Source organism: Patescibacteria group bacterium (assembly GCA_022563395.1).
Lineage (GTDB): Bacteria > Patescibacteriota > Minisyncoccia > Minisyncoccales > UBA10102 > 01-FULL-49-22b.
Genome location: JADFNM010000001.1, coordinates 157,848 through 183,375, shown reverse-complemented (window position 1 = coordinate 183,375; position 25,528 = coordinate 157,848). Strand labels below are relative to the sequence as shown.

The window sequence follows — 25,528 nt, the reverse complement described above, 5'->3', positions numbered from 1 at the left end:
TGTTTTATCTATGGTACACGGGGTAAAAAAGATGTCAATCAATGGTGGCCCCAAGGGGAGTCGCCCCGTGATAAACACGGGGCGCCCCGTCGAATGACGGGGCGAACCAGGCGAAATTGCGAGATGTGGGCTATTCTTAAATTAGCTCGAACATTTTTCTCCGCCTACGGCGGCGAGAAGAAGCCCCCGTGATTTGCGGCTCGCCGCGTTCTTTGACAATTTCAAGTTTTTCTTTGGCGGCAAGTTAAAACAACAGCGCCCTTAATCCCAAAAAGATTAAAGCTAGGATGACAAGATACAGAAAGAATTGCCAAAGTTTCTTCCCAGATAGTGAAAAGTAATATTTAAGGAGAGCGAAAGTTATTCCAAAAGAAATAAGACTATTTATCAAATAAAGAATGAATACATTAACAGCGCCTCCGAGAGATTTACTAATTACTGGCTGCAAGAAAGAACCCACTAGAAACATTACGAATATATAAACTACAATCTTAGATCTTGCTATCCCCTCAATTTTTAGAATCTTAAATCCTAATGAAATAAGGAAATAAGATATGAGGAAAAAGATCAAGATAGGAAGCAATACCGCGAAACCAAAGCTAAAAATCAAAGAAAATATTCCTCCCGCAATATCTTTCGGTGGTGCTTTAAAAGGATTGGGAAGTTCTTGTCCTTCTACAACCTGGTAACCAAAAAGCGCATAACTAACAAAAAGAGTGAGTAAAATTATAATAAATGTAATGTATTTTAAATTCATAATTTATATATAACTTAATAATTATCTCGACCTTATTATATAAAAATTTTTCTTTTACCAAAATATGGTTTGAGCCGATATTTTTCCGGTTCTTTGGCAGTTTTTGAAGAACGCGGCGAGCCGCAAAGCGGCGAGGCGGGAAGTTTGACAAATTCACGAGTGTGGCCTTAACGGGAGTCGAACCCGTGTTACCGCCGTGAGAGGGCGGCGTCCTGAGCCACTAGACGATAAGGCCAAGATTCTTTCTTATATCATAGGAAATAGGCTAAGTCTACTCTACAGAGAGCTATTCCCCGTAATCATGGGGAACTTCGTAATAGTCCAGGATGTACTTTGCTAGTTCTTGGAACAAAGGGATTGCAGAATATTCTGCGGTCTTGGTTTGCGGGTTTTTGAGCGTTACTAAAGCCAAAAACCTTGGCGTAAAAGCCGGTGCGTATCCAATGAAAGATTGAACGGTTTCATCTGAGTAGCCGGGTTTTTCCACCCCAAGGGCCGAGTACGAAATCTGAGCAGTCCCGGTTTTACCGGCTAAGTAGTAGCCAGGAACTCGCGCTGACTTTGCGAATCCATTTTCCGTCACCGACACCAGCATGGCTGTTACCTGGGAGGCCGTCCTTTCTGAAATAATAGGTGCAGACAACGGCATATCCTGCTTTAGCAGATGTGGGGTCGGCAAATATCCGCCGTTGGCCAGGGCAGAGTATGCCCGCAGGAGTTGCATTGCGGTCATTTCGATGCCCTGCCCAAAGGAAGCTGTAGCGTAGGTAATCTCATATCCTTTTTTCAATTCCTTGTTTGCGGAGTAGATCTCTCCTGCGATATCTACTTTAGTTGGTTTAAATATGCCGAACCTCTCAAGATATTCTAAAAAGGTAGCGTGCCCGGTTTCAGCTTCTGCAAATACCGCCCCCGTGTTAATGGAGTATTCCAGAACCTCGGTCATGGTCCGTTCTCCCCATACTCGCTCGTCATAGTTTAAAACTTTGTATCCTCCAATGCGCACCACTCCTTGGTCTTGGTAGGTGGTGGAAGGAGTAATTTTGCCGGCATCAATGCCAGAAGCCATGGTAATGGGTTTGAACACGGAGCCTGGCTCAAAGAGTTTTTGGACAGCGGGATTCTGGAACACGCCAAAATCCGCAACCTCAGAATACGTGTTGGGGTCAAAGTTTGGATAGTTTGCCAGAGTTAAGATGGAACCGTCCATGGGATCTATTACGATAATGGTCCCCTCTTCAATGTTATGGAGTTCTTTTGCTTTGAGAAGTAAGGATTCAGCCATTGACTGAATGTTAAAATCAATAGTGAGCACGAGGTCTTTTCCATGCTGCAAGGTATCTTTGTTCTCAGAGAGCAGGTATCCTGCCACATTGCGTACGGTTCTTTCTAAACCCTCTTTTCCTTTTAAATGTTCCTCATAGTACTTCTCTATTGCATATTGGCCTTCCCAGTCTTGGTTTACGAACCCCAAGGTGCGAGACGCCAAAGCGCCATGCGGGTATGAGCGTATGCTTTCTTGCTGAATATATACTCCAGGTAGCACCAGTTTTTGGAGCTCATACGTTTCCTCTAAACTGAGTTGCTTTTTCACTACCTCAAAAAGACTTTCCTCTTTGGAAAGCTTTTCTATAACAAAATCCTTTTGAACATCAAGGATGGCGGCCAAGATTGCCGCAGTTTCTTCCTTTTGCTCTACTTCAACTGGAGTGACAAACACAAAAGGCTGTTTTTTGGTGGTGGCTACCGTATACAAAGTCCCTTTCTTGTCTACAAAGAAGATGTCTCCCCGGTTCCCCACCGCGATCCTAGGTAAGCTCTGTTGCCCTTGTGCCAGGGCCCTATAGAACCCGTGGTCTGCAATCTGCAGAATGGCAAGACGGGTTGTAAGCCCAAATCCAAGAGCCAAGAAGAAAAAAACAATGAGAAGAAGTCTCCAATTTCGCATATCCCTGGGGTGTATCCCCCAATCCTATTCCTGGTTTGTGGTTGCAGCCACGGCGGGACCCAGAACTCTGAGGTAAGAAACCTCTTGGACCCGTTCAAAATGCATCTCTTGTGCCAACTCTTCCATACGAGCTCTCGAAAAGCTTGGAAGATGTTGTACCTTAAAAAGAATGCTCTGTTCTTTTAGCTGCCTCAAGCGCTTCTCCTGGTCTCCCATGTGATAGACACTGGCGGTGAGGGCATTTACCTGAAAGATGTAGAGCAGGAGAAGCCCGGCCAAGAAGACTCCCAGGAGTACTGCTCCTTTTACTGGTGGCTTTGTCGCAAAAGCAATCATGCGCATACTTTATACAGTTTTTCTTGCTGCTCTCAGTTTTGCCGATCTTGACCTTGGATTTTGTTTTACCTCCTCATCCTGAGCCACAACGGGCTTTTTGGTTAGAACGACGAGTGATGAGTGCTCTTTAAAAAAGTCTTTGACCATACGGTCTTCCAATGAATGAAAGGAAATGACCACGATGGTTCCCTGATTTTCTAATATTTCTACTGACTGAGGTAATGCTATCTTCAGGTTTTCCAGTTCTCGGTTCACTGCGATTCTCAATGCCTGAAAGGTTTTTGTTGCCGGATGGATTTTCTTTTTGTGGTACCACTTTGGAGTGGCCGCCAGCACGATTTCTACCAAATGATTGGTCTTGGTAATCTGCTTTGTGGCTCTTGTCTGGATAAGGGCTTGTGCAATTTCCCTTGAAAACTCTTCCTCCCCATATTCTTTCAAAATGTATTCTAGATCCCGCTTTGACCAGAAGTTCACGATTTTTTCAGCTGTGGTTGGACTCTCTTTGCTGTACCTCATATCGAGAGGTTCTGACTTTTTAAATGAGAATCCTCTCCCCGAGTTCTCTAGTTGATCAGATGAGAGCCCAAGGTCAAAGAGTATACCGTGTACGGGCTTAAACTTTTCTTCTTTTGCAGCACCCGCTATATTTGCAAAGTTCTCTTCTTTCACCTTAAGCCTTGCCCCCACCCCTGCCTCTTTCGCTCTTGCTGTAACTCTTGAAAGCGCAGTAGCGTCGAGGTCTAGAGCAAGAACCTTTCCTTTAGGAGCTGTTTTCTCCAGGATAGATACTGTGTGTCCCCCATATCCGAGCGTTGCGTCAATAAAGTTTTGATTGGGTCTGGGATTTAAGTATTCTATGACTTTGTCTTTTAAGACTGGAATGTGCATGTTTAGATTCCAAAATCACTGAGCTTTGAGGCGAAATCTTCTATGTTATTTTCAGCTTTTTCTCTGTATGTATTCCAGAGTTTTTCCGACCAGACTTCCAAACGGTTATGCAGGCCTATGATAACTACGTTTTTTTCTACTTTTGCATAATCTTTCAAATACTCCGGGATGAGAATTCTCCCCAAGCGGTCAAATTCTGCTGTTGCGGCCCCAGCCAAAATGGTTCTTGCATATCCCCTCGCCTCTTTTGAGGCTTCAGGTAGCTGAGCCAATTTTTCAGACTTCTTTTTCCAAGATTTAACGGGATAGATAACCAGACAATTGTCTAGTCCTTTTGTGATTACTGCCCCGTCCCCAAGCTCCTTTCTGAACTTAGAAGGAATAGCAAGACGCTTTTTTTCGTCTATAGAATGTCGGTATTCACCTATGAACATGGAAGCCGAGCTTTCAAGCGAGGCTGACACCCCGCCCTCTAAGCTGATATTCGTTTCTTGAGTGTCCTCCAAACACTTCCATAAAATTTAAGCTTCTTTTCTCTTTCTCGTGCTGCCTGTTTTGATTTGTACGCTTCATAGTATAGAAGTTCACTTGGAAAATTTCGTTGATGCTGTTTTAGTCGTCTGCGAAGATCTTCTGTATATCCAATGTAGAATTCTGTAGCCCGCCTTTTCTGATGCAGAACATAGATATAATGCATTGGCATAGAGGGCGGGGTCCTCGGATTTGTGTCTAACTTTGAAAAGTTGTCCCCAATTCCTCGGAGTTTTCCCCACTTTTATCCACAGCTTCCCACTTGATTTCACTATATCCCACCCAAAGATACCAGTCAACCACTGGTATACCCTATCTAGATAGGCCTAAATATAGCTGTTTTCCCCTGGTTTTCCACAGATAGGATAAGGCAAAACCCCGCACATAAGCAATTTATGTGCGGGGCTGTGGATAACTAAATGAGATTAAGGAATCCTTAATTTCATTAAGGAGATACTGGTTTTATGGTAAAGGTTGTGGGATCAATCTCAATACTGTCTCCCCTTTTCATGGTTCCTCTCAAAAGAGCAGTAGCTAAAGCGTTCTCTACCTTGTTTTGAATCACCCTTCTCATGTCTCTGGCCCCAAACTGAGGGTTGTAACCCAGCTCTGCAATCTTGACCTTCAGAGGTTCTGTAATCTTGAATTCAATCCCCTTTTCTTGCAAGTTCCTTTGCAGTTTGGCTAACATTAACTGCGCAATATCTACAAGATGCCGCTTTGTTAAGGGTTTAAAAAGAATAACGCCATCAAACCTGTTCAAAAACTCTGGGCGAAAGATTCCTTGCGCAAACAATTGGTCAAAGATTTCTTGTTTGATTAAAGCAAAGTCCATACCCTCTTTTAATGCACGCAAGATAATCTGATAGCCAGCGTTGGAGGTTGCAATGATAATGGTGTGAGAAAAGTCCACTTTTCTTCCAAGGCCGTCTGTGACGTGTCCTTCATCCAATATCTGCAAAAAAAGATTCAAGACATTGCCGTGAGCCTTTTCCAATTCGTCCAAGAGAATCAGTGAGAAAGGATTTTCTCTGACCGCCGTAGTGAGCAGGCTTTCCCGTCCTGGTGAACCAAGCAGTCGGTCAATGTCTTTTATGCTCTGGAACTCAGACATGTCTAAGCGTATCATGCGGGACTCTGAGCCAAAGTAGATAGAAGCTAATGCTTTTGCGGTTTCTGTCTTCCCCACCCCTGTTGGCCCCAGAAAGAGAAAGCTGCCCATGGGACCCTTGCGAGAGGCAATCTGAGTCCTTGCGCGGCGCAGCGAGGATGCAACTTCCCTGACTCCTTCATCTTGGTTAATGATTCTCTTGTGAATAAGATCCTCCAGATTAAGTAATACTTCTTTCTCTTTTGTTTCTACTTCTCCTATGGGAATCTGGGTTTTTTCAGAAATGATTTCTGCAATGTGTTTTGGCAAAAGTATTTTTTCTTTGCCCTGAGAGATATGCACCATTGCTTCTTCAAGTACGTTTAATGCCTTTTTGGGCAGAGGCATCGCTTGAATATATTTTGTAGACAGCTCCACAATATCCCGTAAAGCTTGGTATGAGATAAACTTCTTGTACTTTCTTTCAAAAAAGGGAGTAACGCTTTGAAGAACCAAAAGCGCCTCTGCTTTTGAGATCTCCTCGGTTTCCACCTTCTCGAGCAAAGAAAGGATGGAAGGGTTTTGCTCAATGTCGCGGTGCAACCCAGTGAAAGTGGTAATAGCAATAATGGGAAAGCGCGGGGAAGAAAGATACTTTGCCAGAATCCCGGTAATGTTTAAAGTTCCGGGCCTTGCTTCTCCAGTGGGGCCCGCAAAGTTATGAAATTCATCTATCACCAAGATAATGTTGCCAGCCCGCACCACTTCCTGAAAAATCTCGTCTAGAGCAGCTTCCCGCTCCCCCGAGCTTTCCGTTTGAGAAAGCAGGGCCGGGATGTCTAGTTCTACCACCCTTTTATAGTTAAGCTCCGGCAGGGTTTCCCCTAGCACGCTTTTCTTGGCCAATTCTTTAACAATACTCTTTCTTCCAGACCCCGGCTCCCCTACCAGTAATACGTTGTTCATTTGGTCTCGGGCTAATATGCGTTCTATGACGCGAACTTCTTTTTTGTGCCCGACGAGTTCAGGGAATCTTTGATTTCGTACTCTTTCTGAAAGATCCAAGGAAAACTGGTCCAGCAAAGGGGAAAAACCAGAGGTCCATTGTCTGCCCAGTGTTCCGTATCTTCTTAGATTCTTTTTTGTCCACCATTTTCCCTGTTTCACAATCTTTTGCCTCAAAGACAAAAGCCAGAGAGCCGCATTCTCTATATCCTTTGGAGTAACACCCAGCTGCATCAAAACCTTTTGAAAGTCTTTATCTTCCCTTGCGGCCACAGCAACCACCTCCTCTGGTGTTGGTGTGCTGCCTAAACGAGATTTAAGCAATATGCTTAAATCTCGTTTAGGCACGATGGCTTCTAGACGAGTTATGAGTTCTTTTGAATCCATAAGGAGTCTGGCAAAGACAAAGCGCAGGCTCTTTTGCTCTTTTTTGAGAAATTCAGCAAGGGTTTTTGCTGTAGAGAGAGGTATTGCGCTGTGGTAACTTCTAAGGAACGAACGTGTTAGTAAGATGGTTCCCACAAGGAAGATTGCTAAAAGAAGGTATGCTTGAAGACCTGGAAACTCCGCCACAAACACACCTTGATACAGGAAATTGATTAAGAGCAGTGGGAGCAGAAACCAGAGGATAAAGACAACTGGCCCCACAAATAAGAGCAAGAATTCAATCAAAATCCCGACAACAATTAAGCTGCTCCGGATCATGGATCCCAAGAGGCGGGAGATGATGTTGCCGGTTAAAGCCTCAAACCATTTGCCAATGTTAAATCCTTTGCCGCGAGTCCATTGAATACGCCGCCAGGGGGCAAAGAGGGTTTTGAGCAAAAAGAAAAAAGAGAAATATTCCAGGTTAAACCACAGGATATTCCCCCACCCTCTTAAAATCTCTTTTGGTACGCCCCAAAGATACCAGAAAAAGAGGTATGCCCAGATGTTTTGTTTCATTCCTCTATGCTAACAAAAAACCGCCGACTTGGCGATTTTTTGCACTCTATATACCGCGCTTTGTCCGACCGCGGAACTCGTTGATGATATTCAAGTACCCATCTTTTTTCACGATATCCCAACTGCGCTTATAGTCATTAAAATGCTTCATCCATGCATATTCTTTGTCAAGGCGATCTTCTCCAAAATGACAGCGAAAGATATGCTCGTGGACGGCATGGAGGGGAACATGAATCCTGGTGTTGAACTGCTCCCGTTTGTATTTTCGGTGTATATATTGCCAGGCGTGCGCAGCGCGCTTCACATTATTTCCCTGAAAGAAGAGCTGATGGATGAGTTCGTGGGTAAGGGTATCAATAAAGCGGTTTTTGTCTGGGCGAAAGGGAACGGTGAGAGGATCGGAAAATGGAGTGGACCAGGCAACAACATAGCACGGTATCTTTTTTGCATGCCACGGCAGTTCTAATACCTTGCTCATTTCTCGCAGTACGCTCTTTTCGTGTTTTCGCCACAACGGTTCTACTGTCTTTATGTAGTTCAGGATTTTTTGAGACGAAAATTTCTTTCGTTCCCTGGGTGCTTTCGTCCACTCTTTGAGATTTTCATCGTATATCCAGGAATACCGAAATTCAACTTTTGGAAGTATTTGTTTCATAATTCAATCGCTACTGAAACTAAGGCGCGGATAACTTAACGAGATTAAGGATACGCTTTCGGGAATCGGTAAGGTTCTTACCTGCTCTATTTATATAAAAGTTGAGCATGGACATTGCAGACTGGTCAAAGAATCGCTTTCCTGAGTCACCTGAGCTGACCAGTACTTTTGTTTTTTCATAGCTGTTCAAGGTGGGAAGGTCTGCGTAGCTCCTTCTTTCTGGTTTTCCAATGTTTTGTTCTTATGCGCTTCTCTTCTGCAGATGGCGGTGGTTGTGTTGGGATGCGACGTTTTCTTGGCTTGTTCAGTTTCATCAAACGTTCTTTGAGTCGTTTAAACGCAACATCTCGGTTTCGTGCCTGAGAAGCGAGTTCTTCTGCGATAACAACAACGCCCGAGGGAATGTGATGGAGTCGTACCCCTGTTTCCCTGCGGTTTCTTCGTTGTCCCCCGGGGCCTGATGCACGGCGAAACTCAAGCGTTGTGTCTCGGTTCAAACTCTTTTGATCGGTGAGGTATTTTTTCTTCATATTTTTTCAGTGGGCGCGAGAGGATTTGAACCTCTGACCTCTACAATGTGAATGTAGCGCTCTGCCAGCTGAGCTACGCGCCCATTAGTTGGAGCTAACTGCCCGCATTACGCTCTTGGTATACCACATTTTACCTTATTTGTTAAGGTTGATATAATATACTAAATACCAACGCTATGAAAATCTTTGAGTTTGCATTCAATCCCAAAAAGAGAAAGGACCGTTTCTTTGAGGTCTTTTCGTATGAACCAAAAAGCTTAAAGGAAAAACCAAAGGGAAGCTTATACATTATAGGAGAGCTCAATAATGCTTTGGAATTCAATTCAAGATTCCTGAAACGACTCTCCGAAACCATACAGAGAGAGTATTACAGATCATCTTTAAAAGGAGCTGCGCCCGCGTTGAAGGTAGCTTTAAAAGCGGCAAACCATTTTTTGCGAGATGAATCAAAGAAAGGAAATGTGGATTGGCTGGGCAACCTGCACCTTGCAGTTCTTTTGTTCATTACTGTTAAAGAAAAGAAAACCATGTTTCATTTGGCAAAGACCGGAAATATAAAGATTTCTTTGGTGCGCCAAGGAATGGTAGTGGATGTTGGCAAGAATCTGGAGAGCTCCTCTCACCAGCCAGGAACGGTGTTTGGAAACCTGGTTTCTGGCGCTTTAGTGCCCAATGATAGCATAACTGCAGCAAGCAAAGAGGTTTTTGATGTTCTTTCCCGGGAAAAGTCGCTTGGGGGGATTGGTACTTTGCAGGAAGCAAAGCAGTTCCGCGAATTCTTTTCAAAGCGCAATCGCATGCTTTCTTTGAGTTCTGGAGTCCTCGTTTCCTTTGTTATTGAAGAGGAGGTAGCTAAGCGCTCTCCTATCAATAAATCCTTGCTCCCGCGCCTGCGCGGGCAGGCCTCTTTTCCAAAGCCCCGTCTAATGCTTCCAAAAGGGGTAAAACTCAGCTTTTTAAAACTTAGCCTAAAATTCTCCTGGATGCGTCATCCCTCTGTTTTTAAAAAGCAAGCGGTGCTTATTCTTGTGTTTCTGGCGCTGTTATTGCTTGGAGTTCTCCTATTTTGAGCACAAAACAAGGTTCTGCTTTGCAGGTTTTTACTTTAGTTCTACCGATGCTCCGGCGGCCTCAAACTTCTTCTTGAGTTCTTCTGCCTCTTCTTTGCCAACCCCTTCTTTTACCACTTGGGGCTCTGTAGCTGCGGCATCCACCAAATCTTTTGCCTCTTTCAATCCCTTTTCAGTAGCGTCTCGCACCGTCTTAATGACTTCAATCTTTTTGTCACCTATTGAGTTTAGTTGAACTGTAAAGGAGGTCTTTTCCTCTGCTTCTTCTTCCGCTTCAGCTGCGGGAGCTTGAGTTACTGCCATGGGGGCTGCTGCTGAAACTCCAAATTTCTTTTCCAGCACTTTCACTAATTCTGAGAGTTCAAGCACAGAAAGCTTTTCTACGCTTTCCACTAAACTCTTGAACTTTGCTGGAACCTCTACGGTTTCCTCTTTTGTTTCTTCTGTTGCCATAGTGTATATTTATGATTTCTTTTTTTGTATCGCGCTCAGCGCGACTAACAGACCTTTTATATTCCCCTCAAATACAGTTATCAACCCTCGCATGGGGGCAGCAAGGGTTCCTACAAATCGTCCCAGCAGTTGCTCTTTGGAAGGAAGCAAAGCCAGTTCTTTTATCTGGCCTGCGTCCAGCATCTGATTTTCCATATATCCGCCCAAGAGCTTTATGTCCTCTCTTCTTTTTGCAAACGTGTGCGTCGTCTTCACTCCAGCTAAAGGGTCCTTAAAAGAATACACCACGGCAATTTGTCCTTCCATATTTTTGAAGTTTGCATCAATCCCCTTTTCTTTGAAGGCACGGGAAAACAGGGTTTTCTTTGCAACCTCAAGCCTTGCCCCTACTTCCTTGAGTTGTTTTCTCAGCTGTGACAGATCCTTTACTCCAATTCCTTTGTAGTCCACAAACAGCAGGGACTTTTGCTTTTTGAGATTGTCTGCAATCTGCTGGAGAATATTCTGTTTTTGGGTCTTTGTTTTCATTGGTATACCCCCCTTCGCCCTTTGGGCTATGGTGGGTTTGTTATCCTGTGGGAGAACAAAAAATCTGCGATACCGCAGACAACCATTCCTAAATCTCGTTTAGGATATATTGATTTCCTGCGCGGGTCTTATTATTGCCCACGGTCTGCGGAATATGGGACAGGAACAGAGAAGTACGTGCTTGGGAGCTTCGTAGTAGCCCAGCTCACTTGCAGTGAGGAGGCACTTAACCGTTACTTCTCTGTCCCCGTCATTTGATCGTACAAAGCTCCCACGCTGCGGTCCGTGGCAACTATCATACTCCTCTTTTAGAGGTTGTCAAGAGTCAAAAAGAAGGGGCCCGCGATGAGGCGAGCCCTGTGGAGAACGTTCAGAGACGTTCTTTGGGAATCCGTCTGAGGTTGTAGGGTAACCCGAGGGATTCAGACGGGAATACTCGCCTCGCTGCCGCAAGAGCCAGTAGTATCATTCCCGTGAGATCAATGTAGTTCCACCTCACCCCGTACACCGCTACGTTTTGGAATTTATGGTGGATGGCGTGCAGGACTTCTCCTAGGCTGAGAATGGCAAGTGGCCCGAACACGAGGTCCCGACTCTGTCCCCCACGCGGAGTGGAATAGCGCTTGGATCCCCATGCGTGGGACACGCTGTTTACCATGAAGGTTGTGTGGTATACGAGCACCGTGCGCAATACCGACACAAGAAGGAATGCCTTGAACGCTTCGATGATTGCCTCAAGAAGAGAAGCTTCGGTGATGAGCGTTAAGACAAAGAAGATTGCCGGTCCTGACAAAAGGCTGAACCACATGGCAAACTTTTGGTAGCGGAGCTGTTCTATCAGAAACGGGTTACGATTCTTGGCATTGGCATATTTCTGCCACATCTCATCTGAGTACTGGTAAGGAAACCATATCCAGAAGATGTGCGCCCACCAGAATCCCTCTTTGGGGGTGTGGGGATCCCACCCCGCACGTTCGGTCATTGAATGGTGTATGAGATGGGTTATTATCCACCAAAGAGCATCCTTTTGAGAGGCCATGGCGCCCAAAAACAACACAGTACGTATGAACCAGGGGCCAGCCTCAAATGCCTCGTGGGTTCCCCATCGGTGATATCCGGCAGTGATACCAAACACCGTCCCAAAGTAGTACATGCCGAAAAGTATCCACATCCCAACATGGAACAGATGGAACCCCCCTATCATGAAGAGGGTGAGAAGTACAAGGAGCCCACTCACCAGGATATAGAATCCTGCTGAGTTTATGAAAGAGCGGATCCTTGTGGTCTCCCATATCGTGGTGAACAAGAGCAGTATGCTCCCTACCACAAAGGCTCCCGAGGAAATCATGATGGAAGATGTCATCCAAGGCTCAGGATTGTTGGTGAGGGTTACCCCCAACAACAGTCCCAAGGTGAGAAGTGCTCCTGCATGAAAGAGCGAATGCCCGATAATTGCGGAACGAGACACCCCCCTTTGAGGGTCTGCGAACGCTATCGCTTGCACCATGAGAGACCCTCCTTTGCCTTTCCTTGATTTATACTGAAATGAGCTGCGAAACTCTAAAACTATGTAACTAAACTATGTAACTATAATATCATAAAATATGAGAAAGCACTATTTGAGGTACTGTGCTTTGGCAGTATTGTGTTCCTCTAGGGTTCTTGAAAAAATGGTTTCACCCTCTGGAGTAGAAAGGTAGTACCAATAAGGACTTTCTGTAGGATAGATGGCTGCCTCAATGCTTTTAAGGCCTGGGTTTGCAATAGGTTTTTCCGGTAGCCCTCTTTGTTTATAGGTTATGGGCGAGGCATCTACCTGAAGAGCCATGCCAATATCAAGGCGCTTCCATAACACATCAGCTGCAATCTTTTTGTCTTCAAGTGTCTGCAATTCCTTTTCTAAAAGAGAGGCCATAATCACAATATCAGAAAGAGTTTTTCCTTGTTTTTGGATTTCTGCTCTCCACTCTGAAGAAATCTTTTCTTCAAAGGTCTGGAGCATAAGCTGAATGATTTCTTTGAGTTTTATATCTTTGGTTACAAGATAGGTATCGGGGAAGAGATATCCCTCAAAATCTGTGTATGCCAGCACCTCTTTTTCCTGGAATAATCCCTTTTCTGTGAAATACGCGGCGATATCTTTAATGCCCCAACCTTCAATGATGGTGATGTGTTCTTCAATAACATCTCCCATAGCCAGTTTCTTTGAGATCTCAAAAGGAGACATGGCAGAAGAAAAGCCATAGGTTCCAGCCTGCAGCTTTCCTGAGATGCCGGTGCTGAGAACAAAGAGGTAAAACAAGGGTGAGGAGGGCACAAGCCCCTCTTGCTCTAAATGTATTGCAATATCTCTGGTTCCCTCACCTCGTTTAACCAAGAATGAAATTTCCTGCTTAGAACCAGGGTCTTGGGGGAGAAAGATGCCAATCCACACTATCAACAGAGCAATGATAACAAGGGCAAAAAAGAACTTCTTCATTTTGCGTTTACCCTGCCCTTCTTTTTGATTTCCTCCAGCTTCTTTCTGATCTTCCATCGCTTAAGAGGGGGGACGCGATCAATAATGAGTTTTCCATGAAGGTGGTCTATTTCGTGCTGGAAGATGCGCGAGGCCAATCCAGCTGCCTTAATAATGACAGACTTCCCCTCTTTGGTGTTGCAAGAGAGGCGGACGCTTTGTGCTCTTTTAATGGGTAGAAAGAGCCCCGGAAGGCTGAGACATCCCTCCTCATCGGTTTCCTGCTTTTTGCTCTTTGAGCGAAGCTTTGGATTGAGAAAGGCCTGACTCTTTTTCTCGTCTTTTAGCACAATGATTTGCTTTGAAACACCAACCTGGGGCGCTGCCAGACCAATGCCTTGATTCTTTTCCATGGCAACCTCCATTTGAGAAATCAAAGACAAGAGATTTGGTGTTACCTTTTGAACCTCTTTTGCCTGCTTTTTGAGGATGGCTGCAGGATACTTTACGATTTTGAGCATAGTTTACACCGAGCTTGTCGAGGTGTGGATAAGTTTCTTCCTGGGATTCTTAGGCATTGGTATACTATCATAACAAGGTCGGGTGATTTTATCATAAACTACTCATTTTTAAAATGCTAGGACTTGTTGATTTATTCTCAACCACTCAAGTACAAATCATTGTAGCTTTAATAGCCATTGATGTTGTTTTGGGGGTCTTGGGAGCTGTGGTAGCAAAGGAATTCCGCTTTGGGAAATTAGGCGGATTCCTGAAGGGACCCGTATTGGGGTATGTCTTTGGATATGGGGTGCTGGAGCTGGTGGCAGAGGGTATTCCCTCTTTGGCCTTTCTACTCCCCGCAGCTTTTCTCTTGATTGTGCTTTCTCTTGTTGCTTCCCTGTTCCGCAACTTAAACAAACTGGGACTGCCCCTGCCAGGATCTGAGAAAGTGTAGAAGATGTTAGACGAAGATGTTAGACGTTGGACATCTAACACACATGAAAAGATGTAGAACTGAGTGGATACAAAAGAGCGCCCGGTAAAGGCGCTCTTTTGTTTGCAGCGGTTAGTACAGGATGCTCATACTGCTTAAATCTCGTTTAAGCAATAATGGCAGGGGCTCGTAGAGGATGTTAGAACTAGAATAAGAGAGCACAAGGAATATATTGGGATGCCAGAGTTACTATCATCATCCTAACGTTCTTTTGACTTTACTCGTGTTGTTTATACGGCCTTTCGTAATGCTCTCTTGGCAAAAGATCCGAAATACAGCTCATAGAGCCATCCAAGTGGAATGGATCCTGCTAAGAAAACAAAAATGGGTACCATCATTTGTTCATACAATAGTCTAAATTCTGCAAAACTCACCCATATCAGGAAAAGAACAATAACCCAAAAAAGAGTCCAAAGCGCGACGAACATGATCTTCTTTTGCAGAGCCGAATGTTCAAGTTGTAAGTACTTAGACCAAGGCATGAAGAGAATAACAAAGAAAATCGCTCCCGCTGGAAATATTAAACTCATACCCAAAACAGAAGGCAATATTTTTATGAATTCCCAAGTTTTGCGGAGATCTTCATTAAGAAATGTAAGAAGAAAAAAGCTCAACCCGATCGCCATGAAAAAAGTTGAAACAGGCGGGAAGTAAATATACATCAACAGTTTGTGATGAGTTATTTCTTTCCAGGAAACGAAGCGTTCTGGAAATTTCCGGTATACAATCCAACTCGTTGTGAAAAACAGTACTGTCAGCACGATCATCTGCAAAAGAACACCGCCATGTATTTCACCGCTCGCAATCTGCACTGCAGTATAAAGAGACACGAAGAATGCGATAAATGCAAGGGTAACATGCACAAAACCCGCATAAAATAAGGTGGCTAGACTTCGTACGATCGTAAAGAAAGAGAGTTTTGCTTTAGAGCTGTTATTCAAGATAGAAAAGCTATGTTTATATGTTAGAGATCTTAAGAGACTCCATCTTCATAACTCAACTCTACCAAAAAACCGCCCAATAAAATGAGGGTCACACCCTCTCTCCCTCAAACTTGTACCCTGCCTGCTGCCAGCCTGCGATTCCTTCTTTGTAATGCTTCACATTCGTGTATCCTGCCTCTTCCAAGGCATCTGCCGCCAGGACGCTCAACTGACAGGTAGCGGAGGCACAATAGATAATAATCTCTTTGTCTTTGGGAGCTGCTACCTTCTTCTCAAACTCCTGGAGGAAGTTCGTGCCATAAGGAACACTGACCGCTCCAGGAACATGCCGCATCTCATAGCCGCCCTCCATGAGCGTGTCCACGAGAACAAAATCTTCTTTGTTGTCAATCTTTTGCTTAAGCTCCTCTGAAGTGATAACTTGAGCCATAATTTGTGTTATTAACGAATATTTTCTCGCCTTTGTTTCTATACTACCAAAAAACCGCCTTCTTGGCGATTCTTTGAAATTAGCCAGCAGGGGCTCGTAGAGGATGTTAGAACTAGAATAAGGCTCAATGAGGGGTATATTTGTATTCCAAGTCTCTAAAAACAAAAAACCGCCGAGTTAGTGATTTTTTGATGCTAGCTTTATGCCACTACTCTATTTCCTCTTGAATGTTTTTTTCTTAGTAGTACCTTTCTTGGCTGTTTTCTTTTTTGGTGCAGACTTATTAGGAATTGATTCTGCTATCACTTCTTTAAGACCCGCTGTATCAACCTCTTTTTTTGAAGCTTTTTCAAGTTCCTTTGCTTTTACTATGTCTACTGTTTTTGCATTTTCTGTACCAACAGAGCTTAATACTCGTAGGATTTTATCGAGTTTAGTGTTTAAATTTTCAAACTGAGCTTTGTGGTTTTCTGTATTCTGACTTCCGCTGTTTTGATATGATGGCTTTTCTTCATATCGTGACTTAGAGTCTTTGTTGCCAGAATAACTTTTCCCACCATTTTGAGAATTTTCATTACGTCTACGTCTAAAACAATCACTGCAATAAACAGGTTTTTCGCCTGTTGGTCGAAATGGTACTTCGCAAGTTTTGCCACATTCGCTGCATTTGGCACTATGCATATCAGGCCGACCACCGCCTCTTCCGCCACCAAATCCCCTATTTCCACCTCGGTCATTGCCAAAACTTCGTTCGTTAGATTTCTTGTAGTTTTTGTCTCCGTGTGAATTTCTATCTTTATTAAAATTCGCCATAATTTTTTTGTTAGATTTTATTTTGTATAACACTGTATACAAAAACAATAACATATATCTGTGATACTGTCAATGTTAGCAGGGGCTCGTAGAGGATGTTAGAACTAGAATAAGGCTAAATGAGGAATATATTTATATCCCAAGTTTTTAAAAAAACAGCTGTAAGCTGTGTTTGAAAGGTTTTAGGAGAAGAGGGGTGATTTGAGCGGTTGCCCTTATCACCCCTCCTCCCTATTGACGCTTAGGCGGTGGCTTCGGCGTCTATCTCGGCAACTTCGGCGGCGAGCATTTGCTCAGCTCGTCTCTGCTGCTCTTCCACCCACCCTCTTAAGGAAAATCCCTTTGGGGGTTTGTATAGCGTGACGGAATATCCGCCAACACTGCGGTGATCTCGAACCTTAAACCCTACGTGTATACACACCGCATACGCTACAACATCGGGATCCCGGAAATGGGTGAGCGTTTCACCGACACTCTCTCCCTCCTCCTCCTCATTATCCAAGTAAGCCTCGTTGTGCACGATGCTCTTCGCCGAGTGGACCACGTCGAGGAAATCCCCTTGACTGTTCAAGAGAAAGATACTCTCGGCGTCCTCGATTCCCACCAAAGAGCCTGTTGCTCCTTCATAGAGAGGGATCTTATCAAGAAAGTTTGTGTCAACACGCTTGACGTAAACCTCCTCAACTTCGGCGTTGTCGTACCCCATCGCTACGACCAACCTTTCTTGGAAGAGTCGTTCAAGGAAGGGGAACTCTGCGAAAAAGGCTTGAACCTTGAACCTATTGTGGCGTGCCATCTCGGCACCTCCTTTTTATATTACTGCAAACTATGGCTTCCCGCCAAACCTGTGCAGCTCAGGCCAATGTCCTTTTGGACAATCAAACCTCAAGTATATTTAAGGCCTCATTGCCCAAAAGGACAGATATCAAAGAACTCTAATGATCAGAGTATAGCATACTTTTATAGCTTTGTCAAATGCAGGGGTGGGAGGAATCGAACCCCCGACGAAGGTTTTGGAGACCTCCGTGATACCACTTCACCACACCCCTCTATCCTTAGTTTTATTAAGGAAAACTTAGTTAAACTAAGGATTATTTCTTGGATTCTTTGTGCAGCGTGTGCTTTCTGCAATGTTTGCAAAACTTTTTGAATTCTAACTTCTGTTCACCCTCCTTACGGTCTCTCATCAAGGATTTGTGAGTAGCGTAGTTAATGTTTTTGCACTCTTGGCACAGTAACCTTGCGTATGCTTTTCTTTTTCCTGCCATAATTTGAACGTTTGTTACATTTCTCTTGAGCCGTTGGCCGGACTTGAACCGGCGACCTACTCCTTACCATGGAGTTGCTCTACCAACTGAGCTACAACGGCTTAAAGCAAACTGTTCTTGTGGGCCGGGAGGGATTCGAACCCCCGAAGGCGTAAAGCCGCGTGGTTTACAGCCACGTCCGATTGGCCGCTCCGGCACCGACCCCGATTTCTTAAATGAAATTAAGGAATCCTTAATTTCATTTAGGAGCTATCCAAACATAATATACGATAGCATAAAATGGGCTATTTGCCAATGGTGCGCCCATGCATTGCCCGCCACTCCTCTATCTTTTTGTGGTCCCCGGACATTAAAACCTTGGGAACGCGCCATTCTATGGCCTGGCCGCCTTTGGCGAGCCTCGCCCTGAATATTTCAGGGCGGGTATATTGTGGATATTCCAAGAACCCTTTCTTTCGTCCTTTGCCAAGACGTTCTTTTAAGAACTGGGGTTTTCCGATGACGCCTGGAATGAGGCGAGAGACTGCTTCAATAACAGCCATGGCAGGCACCTCCCCACCCATTAAAACGTAGTCTCCTATTGAGAGCTCAACGTCTGCTATCTTCTTTGCAATTCTTTCGTCCACCCCTTCATACCTGCCGCAAATGAAGATTAGCTGGCTTTGTTTGGAAAAGTCATGGGCCATTGCCTGGTCAAACTTTTTTCCTCGAGGGGTAAAGAGGATTATTTTAGATTTTCGCCTCGTCGGCGAACCGCCGCTGAGGCGGTTTTTCCTTTGCAATTCAGCCACCGCTCTATAAACAGGTTCTATCTTCATTACCATACCCAATCCCCCGCCAAAGGGTTTATCGTCTATGGTTCCGTGCCTGTCTGTGCTCCACTTTCTTAAGTTATGAGCCTGGATTTTCAGCAGTTTCTTTTTTGCTCCCCTCGCAAGCAAAGATTCCTTTTTAAAAGGCTCAAAGAGTTTGGGGAATATGGTTAAGATATCAAAGGTTATCATCTCAAAAGAAAACGATGCTACCTTGTTTGAGTGTAGCACCGTTTTCCTAGATTTCAACTTAGATGGATAGGTCTTCAAGAGACTCTTTTTTTTCTTCTCTTGGCTCTTGTGATTGCCTTCCGCCTTCTGGTTCCTCAATTTTGAGGTTTACCCTGGCGTGGGCCTTGAGTCCTGCAATCCTCACTAACGTGCGGATTGACCTGGCTGTGGAGCCCTGGCGGCCAATGATTTGACCCATGTCTTCAGGATGTACCTTGAGAATCATGAGTACGCCCATCTCATCCACCTTGCGTTCTACTTTTACGTCGTCTGGGTGGTCTACCAACCCTTTCACGATGTATTCCAATAGATCTTGGTATGTGAACTGCTCGTCTGCCATATGTGGATTTCAGTATATTCAGCAAAAAACGACCTTTCAGTATTCGTAAGCTTTAGTGTAGCCAAAACAATATCTTTGTCAAGAAAGCGCAGAAGGGCTCTCACAAAGAAGGGAGAGAAACTTCATCCTTTGCAAGAGCACCTCTGAGCTCCATGCTTGAATCCACAATCTGTGATTTTGAACTCAAGTATGGGGGGAAGAGTGCAGACCTATTGGCATGAGTAAGAGTGAAAACTCTCCTCGCCAGGCAACTGCAACCAGCAGCCTTCCCCATGTTTTTAGCCCCTACTGGTGGGCTTAGTATGCTTGCGCATACAAATCTCTCCTGCCCTGCCTCGGGGGTCTACCTTGGTGGCGTAGGTTTCCCCGCCTGGAGGTACCAAGCAGCCTCCAGGATCCTTGGGCTGGCCGAGATATTGGTAATCCCCGACCATGGTCGGAAGGATCTCCTCACCGCGGATATGATACGATTCAGCATGATGATCTCCCTTCGGTATTTTTCCCCACCCTTGAATCCACTACTTCGACAAGCTCAGTATTGAGCTCAAGTGTGGGGACGAGGAAGAGACGTATAGTCTTTCTCCTCGTCCTTTCCTATGACGGTAGCCCATCTTGTGTGATCGTGAACTGACCGCCGCCGGGCATGCCAATCATATCCCCCTTCCTCAATGGGAGACCGACTCCCAAAGCCGGGAAGGATATACCGTTGAGGGTAAGTCCATCCACAAGGGCAATGGCGTATGCGGTTTCTTCTTCGGCAACGATTCGCAGAATTCTTTCTGCGTCCTTGTATACGATCAGACCCCCATTGGGGTCTGATGCAATGAAGAACCCCGCCATAACTACCTCCTTCTTCCATTATGAGGTTGCCAGCTCGGGTTTTTGGAGCGGCGAGATGAACACTAAATAATACTAATGTTTATTTCGCCACTCTGGATTAGTTTCAAGTACTCCCGTTGAGACCACCAGTTTATACTGATGGGCTCAATTGGAGGGGCAAGCGAACTTGCCCCTGTGAAAAGCGTGGTAAGACGCTCTTTGTACTGCCTAGGTTGTGAGCACCGACTGAGGAATGTGATCTGTGTGCTGCCTTCCTACTGCAAACTTCGCGTCTTTGGCTAGCTTATGCGCATGCCAGAAGGTCTGCTTTGTGGTCTCGACTTCTTGATCAACCAGTCCCTTGAGGTTCTCCCACAGCTCGCTGGACAGTGGAGGTCGATGGTAACGCTGTTGCAGAGATTGCGTCGTGCATGCCTTATCGTACTGCTCAGCCAACCCAGCAAGAACTTCGTCCACTTTCTCTTGAGTCGCACCGCCCCCGAAGATCGCTTCAAAACTGTTGCTTTTTCTTGCTATCTCTTCTCGTCTTCTGTCCTGCCAGATATCAACCCAGTACGGGATGAGACCGAGGAAACGGTTGTAGAACGAGAAGACAAACAGTACTGCACTTATCGACGCTACAATCAAGAGCAAGAGCAGGAACCCTGGGGTATCACGTAGTACAAGTCCACTCCATGCTGCCGCACCAGTCACTAACGCTAGTGGCAACACAAATAGCAGGGCTCGAAAGATATCCATTACGACCTCTTTACGGTCGTAATCCTCTGCGGATTTCCGAAGCCAAGATTGGCTGCCTGGTCGAGAGAACATTGACTCCAAAAACCAGTCTATGAATGACATCTTTGCATTCTCTTTCTCTGACGTTCTTCGCCAGAATATTTACCCCTTTGCATCCCCGGCGTTCTTCGACGAGGCAGGGGCTTTGGACTCCATAGCTTACCCTATAGACTTGTCCTCAGCGACTTGGCAAAAGAATCTTCAGCCAAATCGCCAAGGACAAGCAGTATGAATGTACTGTCAACCACACTTCAACTCACTACTTCGACAAGCTCAGTACTGAGCTCAAGTGTGGGGACGAGGAGAGACATGTAGTCTTCCTCGTCCTTTCCTCACTATGGAGGGAAAGTATGCAGAACCTATTGGCATTGAGAGAGAGTGAAAACTCTCCTCGCCAGGCAACTGCAACCAGCAGCCTTCCCCATGTTTTTAGTCCCTGCTGGTGGACTTTGTACACTTCATATGTACCTCCCCCTACTCCCCCTATCGGCTTGGGATTAAGCCGTAATGAAACCCTGTTCGCGATGGCGCTTTGCCTCTTCGGAATCCTCGGGGGAATATCTGTACTTCAAGTGCAGCACCCCTGGCTTCCATTTATCCGGCATGATAGATATTCGCCCGATAAGAAACAGCTGGAGGATATCCTCAAAGACCTCATCGTATAGAATGAGACCCGCAGTATCTCTTCCTAGGCGTTGGAGTAGATTGACTTGGGCGGATTGTTCCTCAAGAGGGGCAAGTGTTGGTCGATTTCCCTCGTCCGCACAGCTGCGGAGTATGGTTAGAATAGACGCCCGGATTGCAAGTGACCGAGTCTCCTGAGACATAACAACCCCCTTTACTCATTTTCTAGAGCGGCGAGATGAACACTAACTCTGTCTTTCACTCCAATCTTTCATACTTCTGAGCGTTTCTGGCTAATGTTCATTTCGTCACTCCGGATGTGTTAGACCTCCGAGGTCTAACATCTTTGTTTCAAGGTGCTGTTCCCATTCTTCAACCTACTATCTTAAGATAATAAGCTCAAGTATGGGGGGAAGAGTGCAGACCTATTGGCATGAGTAAGAGTGAAAACTCTCCTCGCCAGGCAACTGCAACCAGCAGCCTTCCCCATGTTTTTAGCCCCTACTGGTGGGCTTAGTATGCTTGCGCATACAAATCTCTCCTGCCTACTCTAGATTTACTCCGGAGCGGCGAGATGAACACTAACTCTGTCTTTCACTCCAATCTTTCATATCTTTGAGCGTTTCTGGCTAATGTTCATTTCGCCACTTCGAATATTTCTCAAGGTGCTGGATGTTAGACACTTAATGTTTAACATCTAACTTAAACTCCGATTCCTTAAACCCACGGCCTCGAGCTTAGCCTATGGGTCTCGAGCTTAAGGAATCGGAGAGTCGCATTGTTCATACTGCGTCGCCCCGATTCTTCCATGCCTACCTGCAACCGTGCATGTAGGTTACGGCGTCTTCTCGCGAAAAGAAGACCAGACCGCCGACGATGAAGTACGTCATGCCACTCTCCTTTCTTCCCTCAAGCTTGGTGCTCAAGGGAGATTTTGTGTGCTTTCCTCCACACTTGAATCTCCAACTATTGTTTGAGGCTCAAGTGTGGGGGCAAATATGAGGATTAAACTCATTACTTGCCCTTCACGACAGGAGATTCCTGAGGACTACGTTGAGTGTTACGATTGCCCCCAGACTTAGGGCCAATCGCATATTCCAGACAAGGTTCTGGAGCTTTTCCCATTGACTCATCTGTCCCCAGTCTTTTCTCTCTTTTCTCATGTCGTTCTCCTTTCCGCTCCCTATTGGGATTATAGTGTACTTGCTCGTCTCAACGAACAGGCGGCCCTCCTTTGTGAAGAGAGCCGCCTGTTAATTCAGATTGTCTATTTCATAATGCCCGATATCTCTCCATCACGGGCAAGCCATATTTCACTTATGCCAATAGTATAGCATAGCCTCTAGGATTTGTCAACCCCCCCCTATTTAATCCTCATTGTTGCTTAAATCTCATTTAAGCAATCCTGCTTAAATGAGATTTAGGAGTTAAGGATTGTGAGTCTTTTCTTTGGATTCTTCTGAGGTAGGTTCTGAGACTTGTTTCTGCTCTTTTGCCGGCTCTGATTCAGACTTTGGAGTCTCGTTAGGCACCTCAGCTTCTTTGAGCTCTTCTCTTACCTTCTTAGCCTTGGCTTTTGTTGGAGCTGGGGCCGTGCTTTCTGCGGGAGCTGCAGTTACTGGAGCAGCTTCCCGCCCCGACGCATCGGGGCGAGGCTCGCCCCCACTGGGGGCGGCTGTTTCCGGTTGCCCGCCTTGACTCGTCTGCCCAGACTCAGCGAGGCTGGCATCGGGCGAGGCAGGCTTCTTTTTGGATTTTTTGTGCTTGGGACGTTTCTTTCCTTCAATAATGTTGTCTGTTACCAACATGTTGTATACGGTATCAGATGGCTGTGCTCCAACCGACATCCAGTATTTTGCCCTGTCCCCGTTCAAGGATCTCTCTTTGGTAAGAGGGTTGTAATAGCCAAGTTCTTCAACAAAGCGCCCTCTCGTAGAAGATTTCTTTTCTTCCGTTACCACTATTTTGAAGAAAGGTTGATTCTTTTTTCCTTTTCGTTGTAATCTTATTGTTAACATATGCAGTTTACTCAAACCCAAATCTTTTCCTGCTTCTCCAAAGCTACCCTGGCGGCTTCCTGTTCTGCCTCTTGTTTTGAGGTCCCCTCTCCTTCTGCTATAAGGTCTTTTCCTATGGTTACCCCAACACGAAAGTGCTTTTCATGGTCTGGGCCCCACTCTTGCAATACTTGGTAGTTTGGGGTAATGCCAGTCTTTTCTTGGGCTAACTCCTGGAATTGAGACTTTGCATCTTCAAAGAGTTTTTCCTCTAAGACCTGGGGGAGTTTGTTAAGCACGTATTGTTCAATAACTTTGTTGCATACTTTCAGCCCCTGGTCAAGATACAAGGCTCCAAGAAGGGCTTCTGTGGCGTTGGCTAAAATGTAGTCCCTGGCCTTTCCGGTCTCTCTTGCTTCTCCGTGGGACAAAAGCAGATAATCCCCAAGCTTAAGGTCTTTTGCCACGATAGCCAGCATCCTGGCGTTCACCAAGGCAGCTCTCCACGTGGTAAGCTCCCCTTCTGGCTTGTCTGGATAGTTCTTGTATAAAGACTCTGTGACCACAAGTTCTAATACCGCATCCCCCAGAAACTCCAAGCGTTCGTTATGCTGTAAATTGGTTTCTGGATTTTCGTTGAGGTACGAACGGTGCGTAAAGGCCTGCCGTAAAAGGTCTTCGTTTTTGAAATGAATACCAGTCGCTTGCTGGAATGTGGAAATGTCGTTCATTCTTTGTTTTGTTCTTCTAATTCTCGGAATACGGTTCCCAACACTCCATTCACGAATTTGCCAGATGACTCCCCCGAAAAGTTCTTTGCCAGTTCAATTGCCTCGTTAATGGCAACTTTGGGTGGGACCTCTTCTTTGTTGCCGTACAGCAGTTCAAAGAGCCCCAGGCGCAGAACGTTGCGGTCCACCATGGTGATCTGTTCTAGGGGCCATTCTGGGGCCGCCTTCTCAATGATTTTGTCAATTGCAGCCCTTCGCTCCAAGACTCCTCTAACCAGGGTGCGGATAAAGTCCTTGTTTACGTCTTTCAATCCTGGACCAAACTCTTCAATGTTCTTTTCTGTGAGCTTTGTTGTATCCACTTTCATGCCAGAAAAGTCCCACTCATACAAAGTCTGCATGGCAATGGATCTTGCAAGATGCCGAGACGCCATATGTGCTTTAGGAGCTGGACCGTGAGAGTCCTTCTGGAGAGAGTTCTCCCTGGGACTTTACTTGTTCTTTTTGGGAAGCCATTTCCTTTTCTTTTGCCTTTCGCTCTCTCTTAGTGAGCTTCGTCAAGACATCTATCATTTCTTTGCCCCGGTAGAACCCACAGTTTGCACACACGGTGTGCGGCAAAACCGCCTTGCTGCACTTTGGGCAGATTGCAGTTGAAGTCCCTTTCAAGTAGATGTGCATTCTACGCTGCCCTTGACGGGACTTAGAACGATGTTGTTTTGGCACTGCCATATGGCTGAGTCTAGCAGAGAATGTGCCTGTTTGCAAGCGCTTTAGCTAAACTAAACATTCCTTAGTCTAGCTAAGGAGCTAATCGGAGAAAAAGTTTTTCGATGTATTGGGCATGGCCCATATTTCTTGAGCATTGCCAGATGAAGTATACTGCCGTATCCCTTGTGTCGATCAAAGCCATATTGAGAATATGTTTTGTGATAGCGAAGCATGAGACGATCTCTGTATACTTTGGCAATGATAGAAGCAGCAGCGCAAAGTCTCACCTTTGTATCCCCCTTGATGATTGTTCGTTGCGGCAAAGCCATGGGAATTTTTGCAATGCCGTCTACCAGCAAGAAATGCGGACGTACTTTCTTTGAAAGGTTCTGTACTGCCCGCTTCATGGCAAGCAGTGTTGCCTGATGAATATTGATTCGGTCTATGGTTTTTTCAGATACCTTTCCTATCCCCCATAGAACGTTAGGATCCTCCAAAAACAAACGATACCATTTCTCCCGCTGTTTGAAAGAAAGTTGTTTTGAGTCTCGAAGCTTGCCAAAGTTGCCTAAACGAAATTTAAGATATCTTAAATTTCGTTTAGGAAAGAAAACAACGGCAGCTGCCACCACAGGACCCGCTAAAGGACCTCTTCCTACCTCGTCTATTCCAGCCACGATCACAGGGTTTCCCCCGACCCCCCTTCTTTTCAAAACCCTCGGTTTTGAATAATTTCCGACACGGGGGAAACCCAAAATCTGCGAGTGCAGATTTTCAATTCGCTTTGAACTTTGCATTAGAGTATTATACAATGAAATA

General features: G+C 45.3%; 32 protein-coding genes and 5 tRNA genes. 2 read left to right on the top strand and 35 right to left on the bottom strand.

Going from position 1 to position 25,528, the window contains the following annotated elements; all coding sequences use genetic code 11:
* Positions 1-244: 244 nt before the first annotated feature.
* The 12 genes from IH982_01125 to IH982_01070 all read right to left on the bottom strand — a co-directional run bounded on the left by IH982_01125 (position 245) and on the right by IH982_01070 (position 8,771).
* Positions 245-757 (bottom strand): hypothetical protein, encoded by a 513-nt coding sequence (locus tag IH982_01125; GenBank protein ID MCH7828454.1) that lies wholly within the window; start codon positions 755-757, stop codon positions 245-247.
* A 162-nt stretch (positions 758-919) separates the two neighbouring features.
* Positions 920-992: transfer RNA gene (locus IH982_01120), tRNA-Glu, on the bottom strand.
* A gap of 51 nt (positions 993-1,043) precedes the next feature.
* A complete protein-coding gene (locus IH982_01115; GenBank protein ID MCH7828453.1) occupies positions 1,044-2,705 on the bottom strand; it encodes a penicillin-binding protein 2 in 1,662 nt (553 codons plus the stop codon).
* Positions 2,706-2,729: 24 nt separating this feature from the next.
* A complete protein-coding gene (locus tag IH982_01110) occupies positions 2,730-3,041 on the bottom strand; it encodes a hypothetical protein (protein ID MCH7828452.1) in 312 nt (103 codons plus the stop codon).
* Positions 3,042-3,050: 9 nt separating this feature from the next.
* On the bottom strand, positions 3,051-3,932 hold the full coding sequence (gene rsmH / locus IH982_01105) for a 16S rRNA (cytosine(1402)-N(4))-methyltransferase RsmH (GenBank protein MCH7828451.1): 882 nt from the start codon (positions 3,930-3,932) through the stop codon (positions 3,051-3,053).
* Positions 3,933-3,934: 2 nt separating this feature from the next.
* Entirely contained in the window at positions 3,935-4,366 is a 432-nt protein-coding gene (gene mraZ / locus IH982_01100; GenBank protein MCH7828450.1) for a division/cell wall cluster transcriptional repressor MraZ, read from the bottom strand.
* A gap of 38 nt (positions 4,367-4,404) precedes the next feature.
* Positions 4,405-4,629 carry a GIY-YIG nuclease family protein gene (locus IH982_01095; protein MCH7828449.1) on the bottom strand — a complete coding sequence of 75 codons (225 nt, stop codon included), beginning with the start codon at positions 4,627-4,629 and terminating at the stop codon, positions 4,405-4,407.
* A gap of 279 nt (positions 4,630-4,908) precedes the next feature.
* Positions 4,909-7,503 (bottom strand): ATP-dependent Clp protease ATP-binding subunit, encoded by a 2,595-nt coding sequence (locus IH982_01090; protein MCH7828448.1) that lies wholly within the window; start codon positions 7,501-7,503, stop codon positions 4,909-4,911.
* Between the two features lie 46 nt (positions 7,504-7,549).
* Positions 7,550-8,158, bottom strand: coding sequence for a hypothetical protein (locus IH982_01085; protein MCH7828447.1), 609 nt, complete (start codon positions 8,156-8,158; stop codon positions 7,550-7,552).
* Positions 8,159-8,177: 19 nt separating this feature from the next.
* Positions 8,178-8,273 (bottom strand): DUF3175 domain-containing protein, encoded by a 96-nt coding sequence (locus IH982_01080; protein MCH7828446.1) that lies wholly within the window; start codon positions 8,271-8,273, stop codon positions 8,178-8,180.
* Positions 8,274-8,334: 61 nt separating this feature from the next.
* Complete coding sequence (locus IH982_01075; protein MCH7828445.1) at positions 8,335-8,688, bottom strand: peptide chain release factor-like protein; 354 nt, start codon at positions 8,686-8,688, stop codon at positions 8,335-8,337.
* 10 nt (positions 8,689-8,698) lie between these two features.
* A tRNA-Val gene (locus IH982_01070) sits at positions 8,699-8,771 on the bottom strand.
* Between the two features lie 93 nt (positions 8,772-8,864).
* On the opposite strand from IH982_01070, the gene IH982_01065 reads away from it, so the two are divergent.
* The gene (locus IH982_01065; protein ID MCH7828444.1) at positions 8,865-9,758 is read left to right on the top strand and encodes a hypothetical protein; all 894 of its coding nucleotides are present in this window, start codon (positions 8,865-8,867) and stop codon (positions 9,756-9,758) included.
* A gap of 30 nt (positions 9,759-9,788) precedes the next feature.
* Here the strand turns inward: IH982_01065 and rplL are convergent, their stop codons facing one another.
* The 5 genes from rplL to def form a co-directional block, all read right to left on the bottom strand.
* Positions 9,789-10,211, bottom strand: a complete 423-nt coding sequence (rplL, locus tag IH982_01060; GenBank protein MCH7828443.1) for a 50S ribosomal protein L7/L12 — start codon at positions 10,209-10,211, stop codon at positions 9,789-9,791.
* A gap of 9 nt (positions 10,212-10,220) precedes the next feature.
* Positions 10,221-10,739: a 50S ribosomal protein L10 gene (locus IH982_01055; protein ID MCH7828442.1), complete on the bottom strand. Its 519-nt coding sequence runs from the start codon at positions 10,737-10,739 to the stop codon at positions 10,221-10,223.
* Positions 10,740-11,109: 370 nt separating this feature from the next.
* Positions 11,110-12,246 (bottom strand): acyl-CoA desaturase, encoded by a 1,137-nt coding sequence (locus IH982_01050; GenBank protein ID MCH7828441.1) that lies wholly within the window; start codon positions 12,244-12,246, stop codon positions 11,110-11,112.
* A gap of 108 nt (positions 12,247-12,354) precedes the next feature.
* Positions 12,355-13,275 carry an endolytic transglycosylase MltG gene (locus tag IH982_01045; GenBank protein MCH7828440.1) on the bottom strand — a complete coding sequence of 307 codons (921 nt, stop codon included), beginning with the start codon at positions 13,273-13,275 and terminating at the stop codon, positions 12,355-12,357.
* Complete coding sequence (def, locus tag IH982_01040) at positions 13,215-13,718, bottom strand: peptide deformylase (GenBank protein MCH7828439.1); 504 nt, start codon at positions 13,716-13,718, stop codon at positions 13,215-13,217. Before def ends, IH982_01045 begins: the two co-directional genes overlap by 61 nt.
* A gap of 113 nt (positions 13,719-13,831) precedes the next feature.
* Here def and IH982_01035 point away from each other — a divergent pair, with 113 nt between their 5' ends.
* Positions 13,832-14,152: a phage holin family protein gene (locus IH982_01035; protein ID MCH7828438.1), complete on the top strand. Its 321-nt coding sequence runs from the start codon at positions 13,832-13,834 to the stop codon at positions 14,150-14,152.
* Between the two features lie 269 nt (positions 14,153-14,421).
* Here the strand turns inward: IH982_01035 and IH982_01030 are convergent, their stop codons facing one another.
* From IH982_01030 to IH982_00945, 18 genes are all read right to left on the bottom strand, one after another.
* Positions 14,422-15,132 (bottom strand): hypothetical protein, encoded by a 711-nt coding sequence (locus tag IH982_01030; protein ID MCH7828437.1) that lies wholly within the window; start codon positions 15,130-15,132, stop codon positions 14,422-14,424.
* A gap of 91 nt (positions 15,133-15,223) precedes the next feature.
* Positions 15,224-15,565, bottom strand: coding sequence for a rhodanese-like domain-containing protein (locus IH982_01025; GenBank protein MCH7828436.1), 342 nt, complete (start codon positions 15,563-15,565; stop codon positions 15,224-15,226).
* Between the two features lie 213 nt (positions 15,566-15,778).
* The gene (locus tag IH982_01020; GenBank protein MCH7828435.1) at positions 15,779-16,378 is read right to left on the bottom strand and encodes a hypothetical protein; all 600 of its coding nucleotides are present in this window, start codon (positions 16,376-16,378) and stop codon (positions 15,779-15,781) included.
* A gap of 241 nt (positions 16,379-16,619) precedes the next feature.
* Entirely contained in the window at positions 16,620-17,174 is a 555-nt protein-coding gene (locus tag IH982_01015) for a hypothetical protein (protein ID MCH7828434.1), read from the bottom strand.
* A gap of 182 nt (positions 17,175-17,356) precedes the next feature.
* Positions 17,357-17,427, bottom strand: a tRNA-Trp gene (locus IH982_01010).
* Positions 17,428-17,469: 42 nt separating this feature from the next.
* Complete coding sequence (gene rpmG, locus IH982_01005) at positions 17,470-17,646, bottom strand: 50S ribosomal protein L33 (GenBank protein MCH7828433.1); 177 nt, start codon at positions 17,644-17,646, stop codon at positions 17,470-17,472.
* Positions 17,647-17,674: 28 nt separating this feature from the next.
* Positions 17,675-17,747 (bottom strand) — tRNA-Thr (locus IH982_01000).
* A gap of 19 nt (positions 17,748-17,766) precedes the next feature.
* Positions 17,767-17,850 (bottom strand) — tRNA-Tyr (locus tag IH982_00995).
* A gap of 80 nt (positions 17,851-17,930) precedes the next feature.
* Positions 17,931-18,650, bottom strand: coding sequence for a tRNA (guanosine(37)-N1)-methyltransferase TrmD (gene trmD / locus IH982_00990; GenBank protein ID MCH7828432.1), 720 nt, complete (start codon positions 18,648-18,650; stop codon positions 17,931-17,933).
* A 58-nt stretch (positions 18,651-18,708) separates the two neighbouring features.
* A complete protein-coding gene (locus tag IH982_00985) occupies positions 18,709-19,029 on the bottom strand; it encodes a KH domain-containing protein (protein ID MCH7828431.1) in 321 nt (106 codons plus the stop codon).
* 594 nt (positions 19,030-19,623) lie between these two features.
* Positions 19,624-19,869: a hypothetical protein gene (locus IH982_00980; GenBank protein MCH7828430.1), complete on the bottom strand. Its 246-nt coding sequence runs from the start codon at positions 19,867-19,869 to the stop codon at positions 19,624-19,626.
* Between the two features lie 207 nt (positions 19,870-20,076).
* Positions 20,077-20,607 carry a hypothetical protein gene (locus tag IH982_00975; GenBank protein ID MCH7828429.1) on the bottom strand — a complete coding sequence of 177 codons (531 nt, stop codon included), beginning with the start codon at positions 20,605-20,607 and terminating at the stop codon, positions 20,077-20,079.
* A 536-nt stretch (positions 20,608-21,143) separates the two neighbouring features.
* Positions 21,144-21,473 carry a hypothetical protein gene (locus IH982_00970; protein ID MCH7828428.1) on the bottom strand — a complete coding sequence of 110 codons (330 nt, stop codon included), beginning with the start codon at positions 21,471-21,473 and terminating at the stop codon, positions 21,144-21,146.
* Between the two features lie 1,224 nt (positions 21,474-22,697).
* The gene (gene rpsP / locus IH982_00965; GenBank protein ID MCH7828427.1) at positions 22,698-23,288 is read right to left on the bottom strand and encodes a 30S ribosomal protein S16; all 591 of its coding nucleotides are present in this window, start codon (positions 23,286-23,288) and stop codon (positions 22,698-22,700) included.
* Positions 23,289-23,299: 11 nt separating this feature from the next.
* On the bottom strand, positions 23,300-23,998 hold the full coding sequence (gene rnc, locus IH982_00960; protein MCH7828426.1) for a ribonuclease III: 699 nt from the start codon (positions 23,996-23,998) through the stop codon (positions 23,300-23,302).
* The gene (gene nusB, locus IH982_00955; GenBank protein MCH7828425.1) at positions 23,995-24,432 is read right to left on the bottom strand and encodes a transcription antitermination factor NusB; all 438 of its coding nucleotides are present in this window, start codon (positions 24,430-24,432) and stop codon (positions 23,995-23,997) included. Before nusB ends, rnc begins: the two co-directional genes overlap by 4 nt.
* A 7-nt stretch (positions 24,433-24,439) precedes the next feature.
* On the bottom strand, positions 24,440-24,730 hold the full coding sequence (rpmF, locus tag IH982_00950; GenBank protein ID MCH7828424.1) for a 50S ribosomal protein L32: 291 nt from the start codon (positions 24,728-24,730) through the stop codon (positions 24,440-24,442).
* 50 nt (positions 24,731-24,780) lie between these two features.
* A complete protein-coding gene (locus IH982_00945; GenBank protein MCH7828423.1) occupies positions 24,781-25,506 on the bottom strand; it encodes a ribonuclease HII in 726 nt (241 codons plus the stop codon).
* Positions 25,507-25,528: the final 22 nt, after the last annotated feature.

Excerpts from the sequence above, each read along its gene's own strand:
- IH982_01065 (MCH7828444.1), top strand. The coding sequence starts at position 8,865 with ATGAAAATCTTTGAGTTTGCATTCAATCCCAAAAAGAGAAAGGACCGT.
- IH982_01055 (MCH7828442.1), bottom strand. The coding sequence starts at position 10,739 with ATGAAAACAAAGACCCAAAAACAGAATATTCTCCAGCAGATTGCAGAC.
- IH982_01075 (MCH7828445.1), bottom strand. The coding sequence starts at position 8,688 with ATGAAGAAAAAATACCTCACCGATCAAAAGAGTTTGAACCGAGACACA.
- IH982_01050 (MCH7828441.1), bottom strand. The coding sequence starts at position 12,246 with ATGGTGCAAGCGATAGCGTTCGCAGACCCTCAAAGGGGGGTGTCTCGT.
- IH982_00985 (MCH7828431.1), bottom strand. The coding sequence starts at position 19,029 with ATGGCAGACGAGCAGTTCACATACCAAGATCTATTGGAATACATCGTG.
- IH982_00945 (MCH7828423.1), bottom strand. The coding sequence starts at position 25,506 with ATGCAAAGTTCAAAGCGAATTGAAAATCTGCACTCGCAGATTTTGGGT.
- rpmF (MCH7828424.1), bottom strand. The coding sequence starts at position 24,730 with ATGGCAGTGCCAAAACAACATCGTTCTAAGTCCCGTCAAGGGCAGCGT.
- IH982_01045 (MCH7828440.1), bottom strand. The coding sequence starts at position 13,275 with ATGGAAGATCAGAAAGAAGCTGGAGGAAATCAAAAAGAAGGGCAGGGT.
- IH982_01115 (MCH7828453.1), bottom strand. The coding sequence starts at position 2,705 with ATGCGAAATTGGAGACTTCTTCTCATTGTTTTTTTCTTCTTGGCTCTT.
- IH982_00980 (MCH7828430.1), bottom strand. The coding sequence starts at position 19,869 with ATGGCGGGGTTCTTCATTGCATCAGACCCCAATGGGGGTCTGATCGTA.
- rsmH (MCH7828451.1), bottom strand. The coding sequence starts at position 3,932 with ATGCACATTCCAGTCTTAAAAGACAAAGTCATAGAATACTTAAATCCC.
- IH982_01020 (MCH7828435.1), bottom strand. The coding sequence starts at position 16,378 with ATGGCGAATTTTAATAAAGATAGAAATTCACACGGAGACAAAAACTAC.
- IH982_01035 (MCH7828438.1), top strand. The coding sequence starts at position 13,832 with ATGCTAGGACTTGTTGATTTATTCTCAACCACTCAAGTACAAATCATT.
- nusB (MCH7828425.1), bottom strand. The coding sequence starts at position 24,432 with ATGGCGTCTCGGCATCTTGCAAGATCCATTGCCATGCAGACTTTGTAT.
- IH982_01085 (MCH7828447.1), bottom strand. The coding sequence starts at position 8,158 with ATGAAACAAATACTTCCAAAAGTTGAATTTCGGTATTCCTGGATATAC.
- IH982_00970 (MCH7828428.1), bottom strand. The coding sequence starts at position 21,473 with ATGTCTCAGGAGACTCGGTCACTTGCAATCCGGGCGTCTATTCTAACC.
- rplL (MCH7828443.1), bottom strand. The coding sequence starts at position 10,211 with ATGGCAACAGAAGAAACAAAAGAGGAAACCGTAGAGGTTCCAGCAAAG.
- def (MCH7828439.1), bottom strand. The coding sequence starts at position 13,718 with ATGCTCAAAATCGTAAAGTATCCTGCAGCCATCCTCAAAAAGCAGGCA.
- IH982_00975 (MCH7828429.1), bottom strand. The coding sequence starts at position 20,607 with ATGGATATCTTTCGAGCCCTGCTATTTGTGTTGCCACTAGCGTTAGTG.
- IH982_01025 (MCH7828436.1), bottom strand. The coding sequence starts at position 15,565 with ATGGCTCAAGTTATCACTTCAGAGGAGCTTAAGCAAAAGATTGACAAC.
- rnc (MCH7828426.1), bottom strand. The coding sequence starts at position 23,998 with ATGAACGACATTTCCACATTCCAGCAAGCGACTGGTATTCATTTCAAA.
- mraZ (MCH7828450.1), bottom strand. The coding sequence starts at position 4,366 with ATGTTCATAGGTGAATACCGACATTCTATAGACGAAAAAAAGCGTCTT.
- IH982_01095 (MCH7828449.1), bottom strand. The coding sequence starts at position 4,629 with ATGCATTATATCTATGTTCTGCATCAGAAAAGGCGGGCTACAGAATTC.
- rpsP (MCH7828427.1), bottom strand. The coding sequence starts at position 23,288 with ATGTTAACAATAAGATTACAACGAAAAGGAAAAAAGAATCAACCTTTC.
- IH982_01080 (MCH7828446.1), bottom strand. The coding sequence starts at position 8,273 with ATGTCCATGCTCAACTTTTATATAAATAGAGCAGGTAAGAACCTTACC.
- rpmG (MCH7828433.1), bottom strand. The coding sequence starts at position 17,646 with ATGGCAGGAAAAAGAAAAGCATACGCAAGGTTACTGTGCCAAGAGTGC.
- trmD (MCH7828432.1), bottom strand. The coding sequence starts at position 18,650 with ATGATAACCTTTGATATCTTAACCATATTCCCCAAACTCTTTGAGCCT.
- IH982_01015 (MCH7828434.1), bottom strand. The coding sequence starts at position 17,174 with ATGGCACGCCACAATAGGTTCAAGGTTCAAGCCTTTTTCGCAGAGTTC.
- IH982_01110 (MCH7828452.1), bottom strand. The coding sequence starts at position 3,041 with ATGATTGCTTTTGCGACAAAGCCACCAGTAAAAGGAGCAGTACTCCTG.
- IH982_01125 (MCH7828454.1), bottom strand. The coding sequence starts at position 757 with ATGAATTTAAAATACATTACATTTATTATAATTTTACTCACTCTTTTT.
- IH982_01090 (MCH7828448.1), bottom strand. The coding sequence starts at position 7,503 with ATGAAACAAAACATCTGGGCATACCTCTTTTTCTGGTATCTTTGGGGC.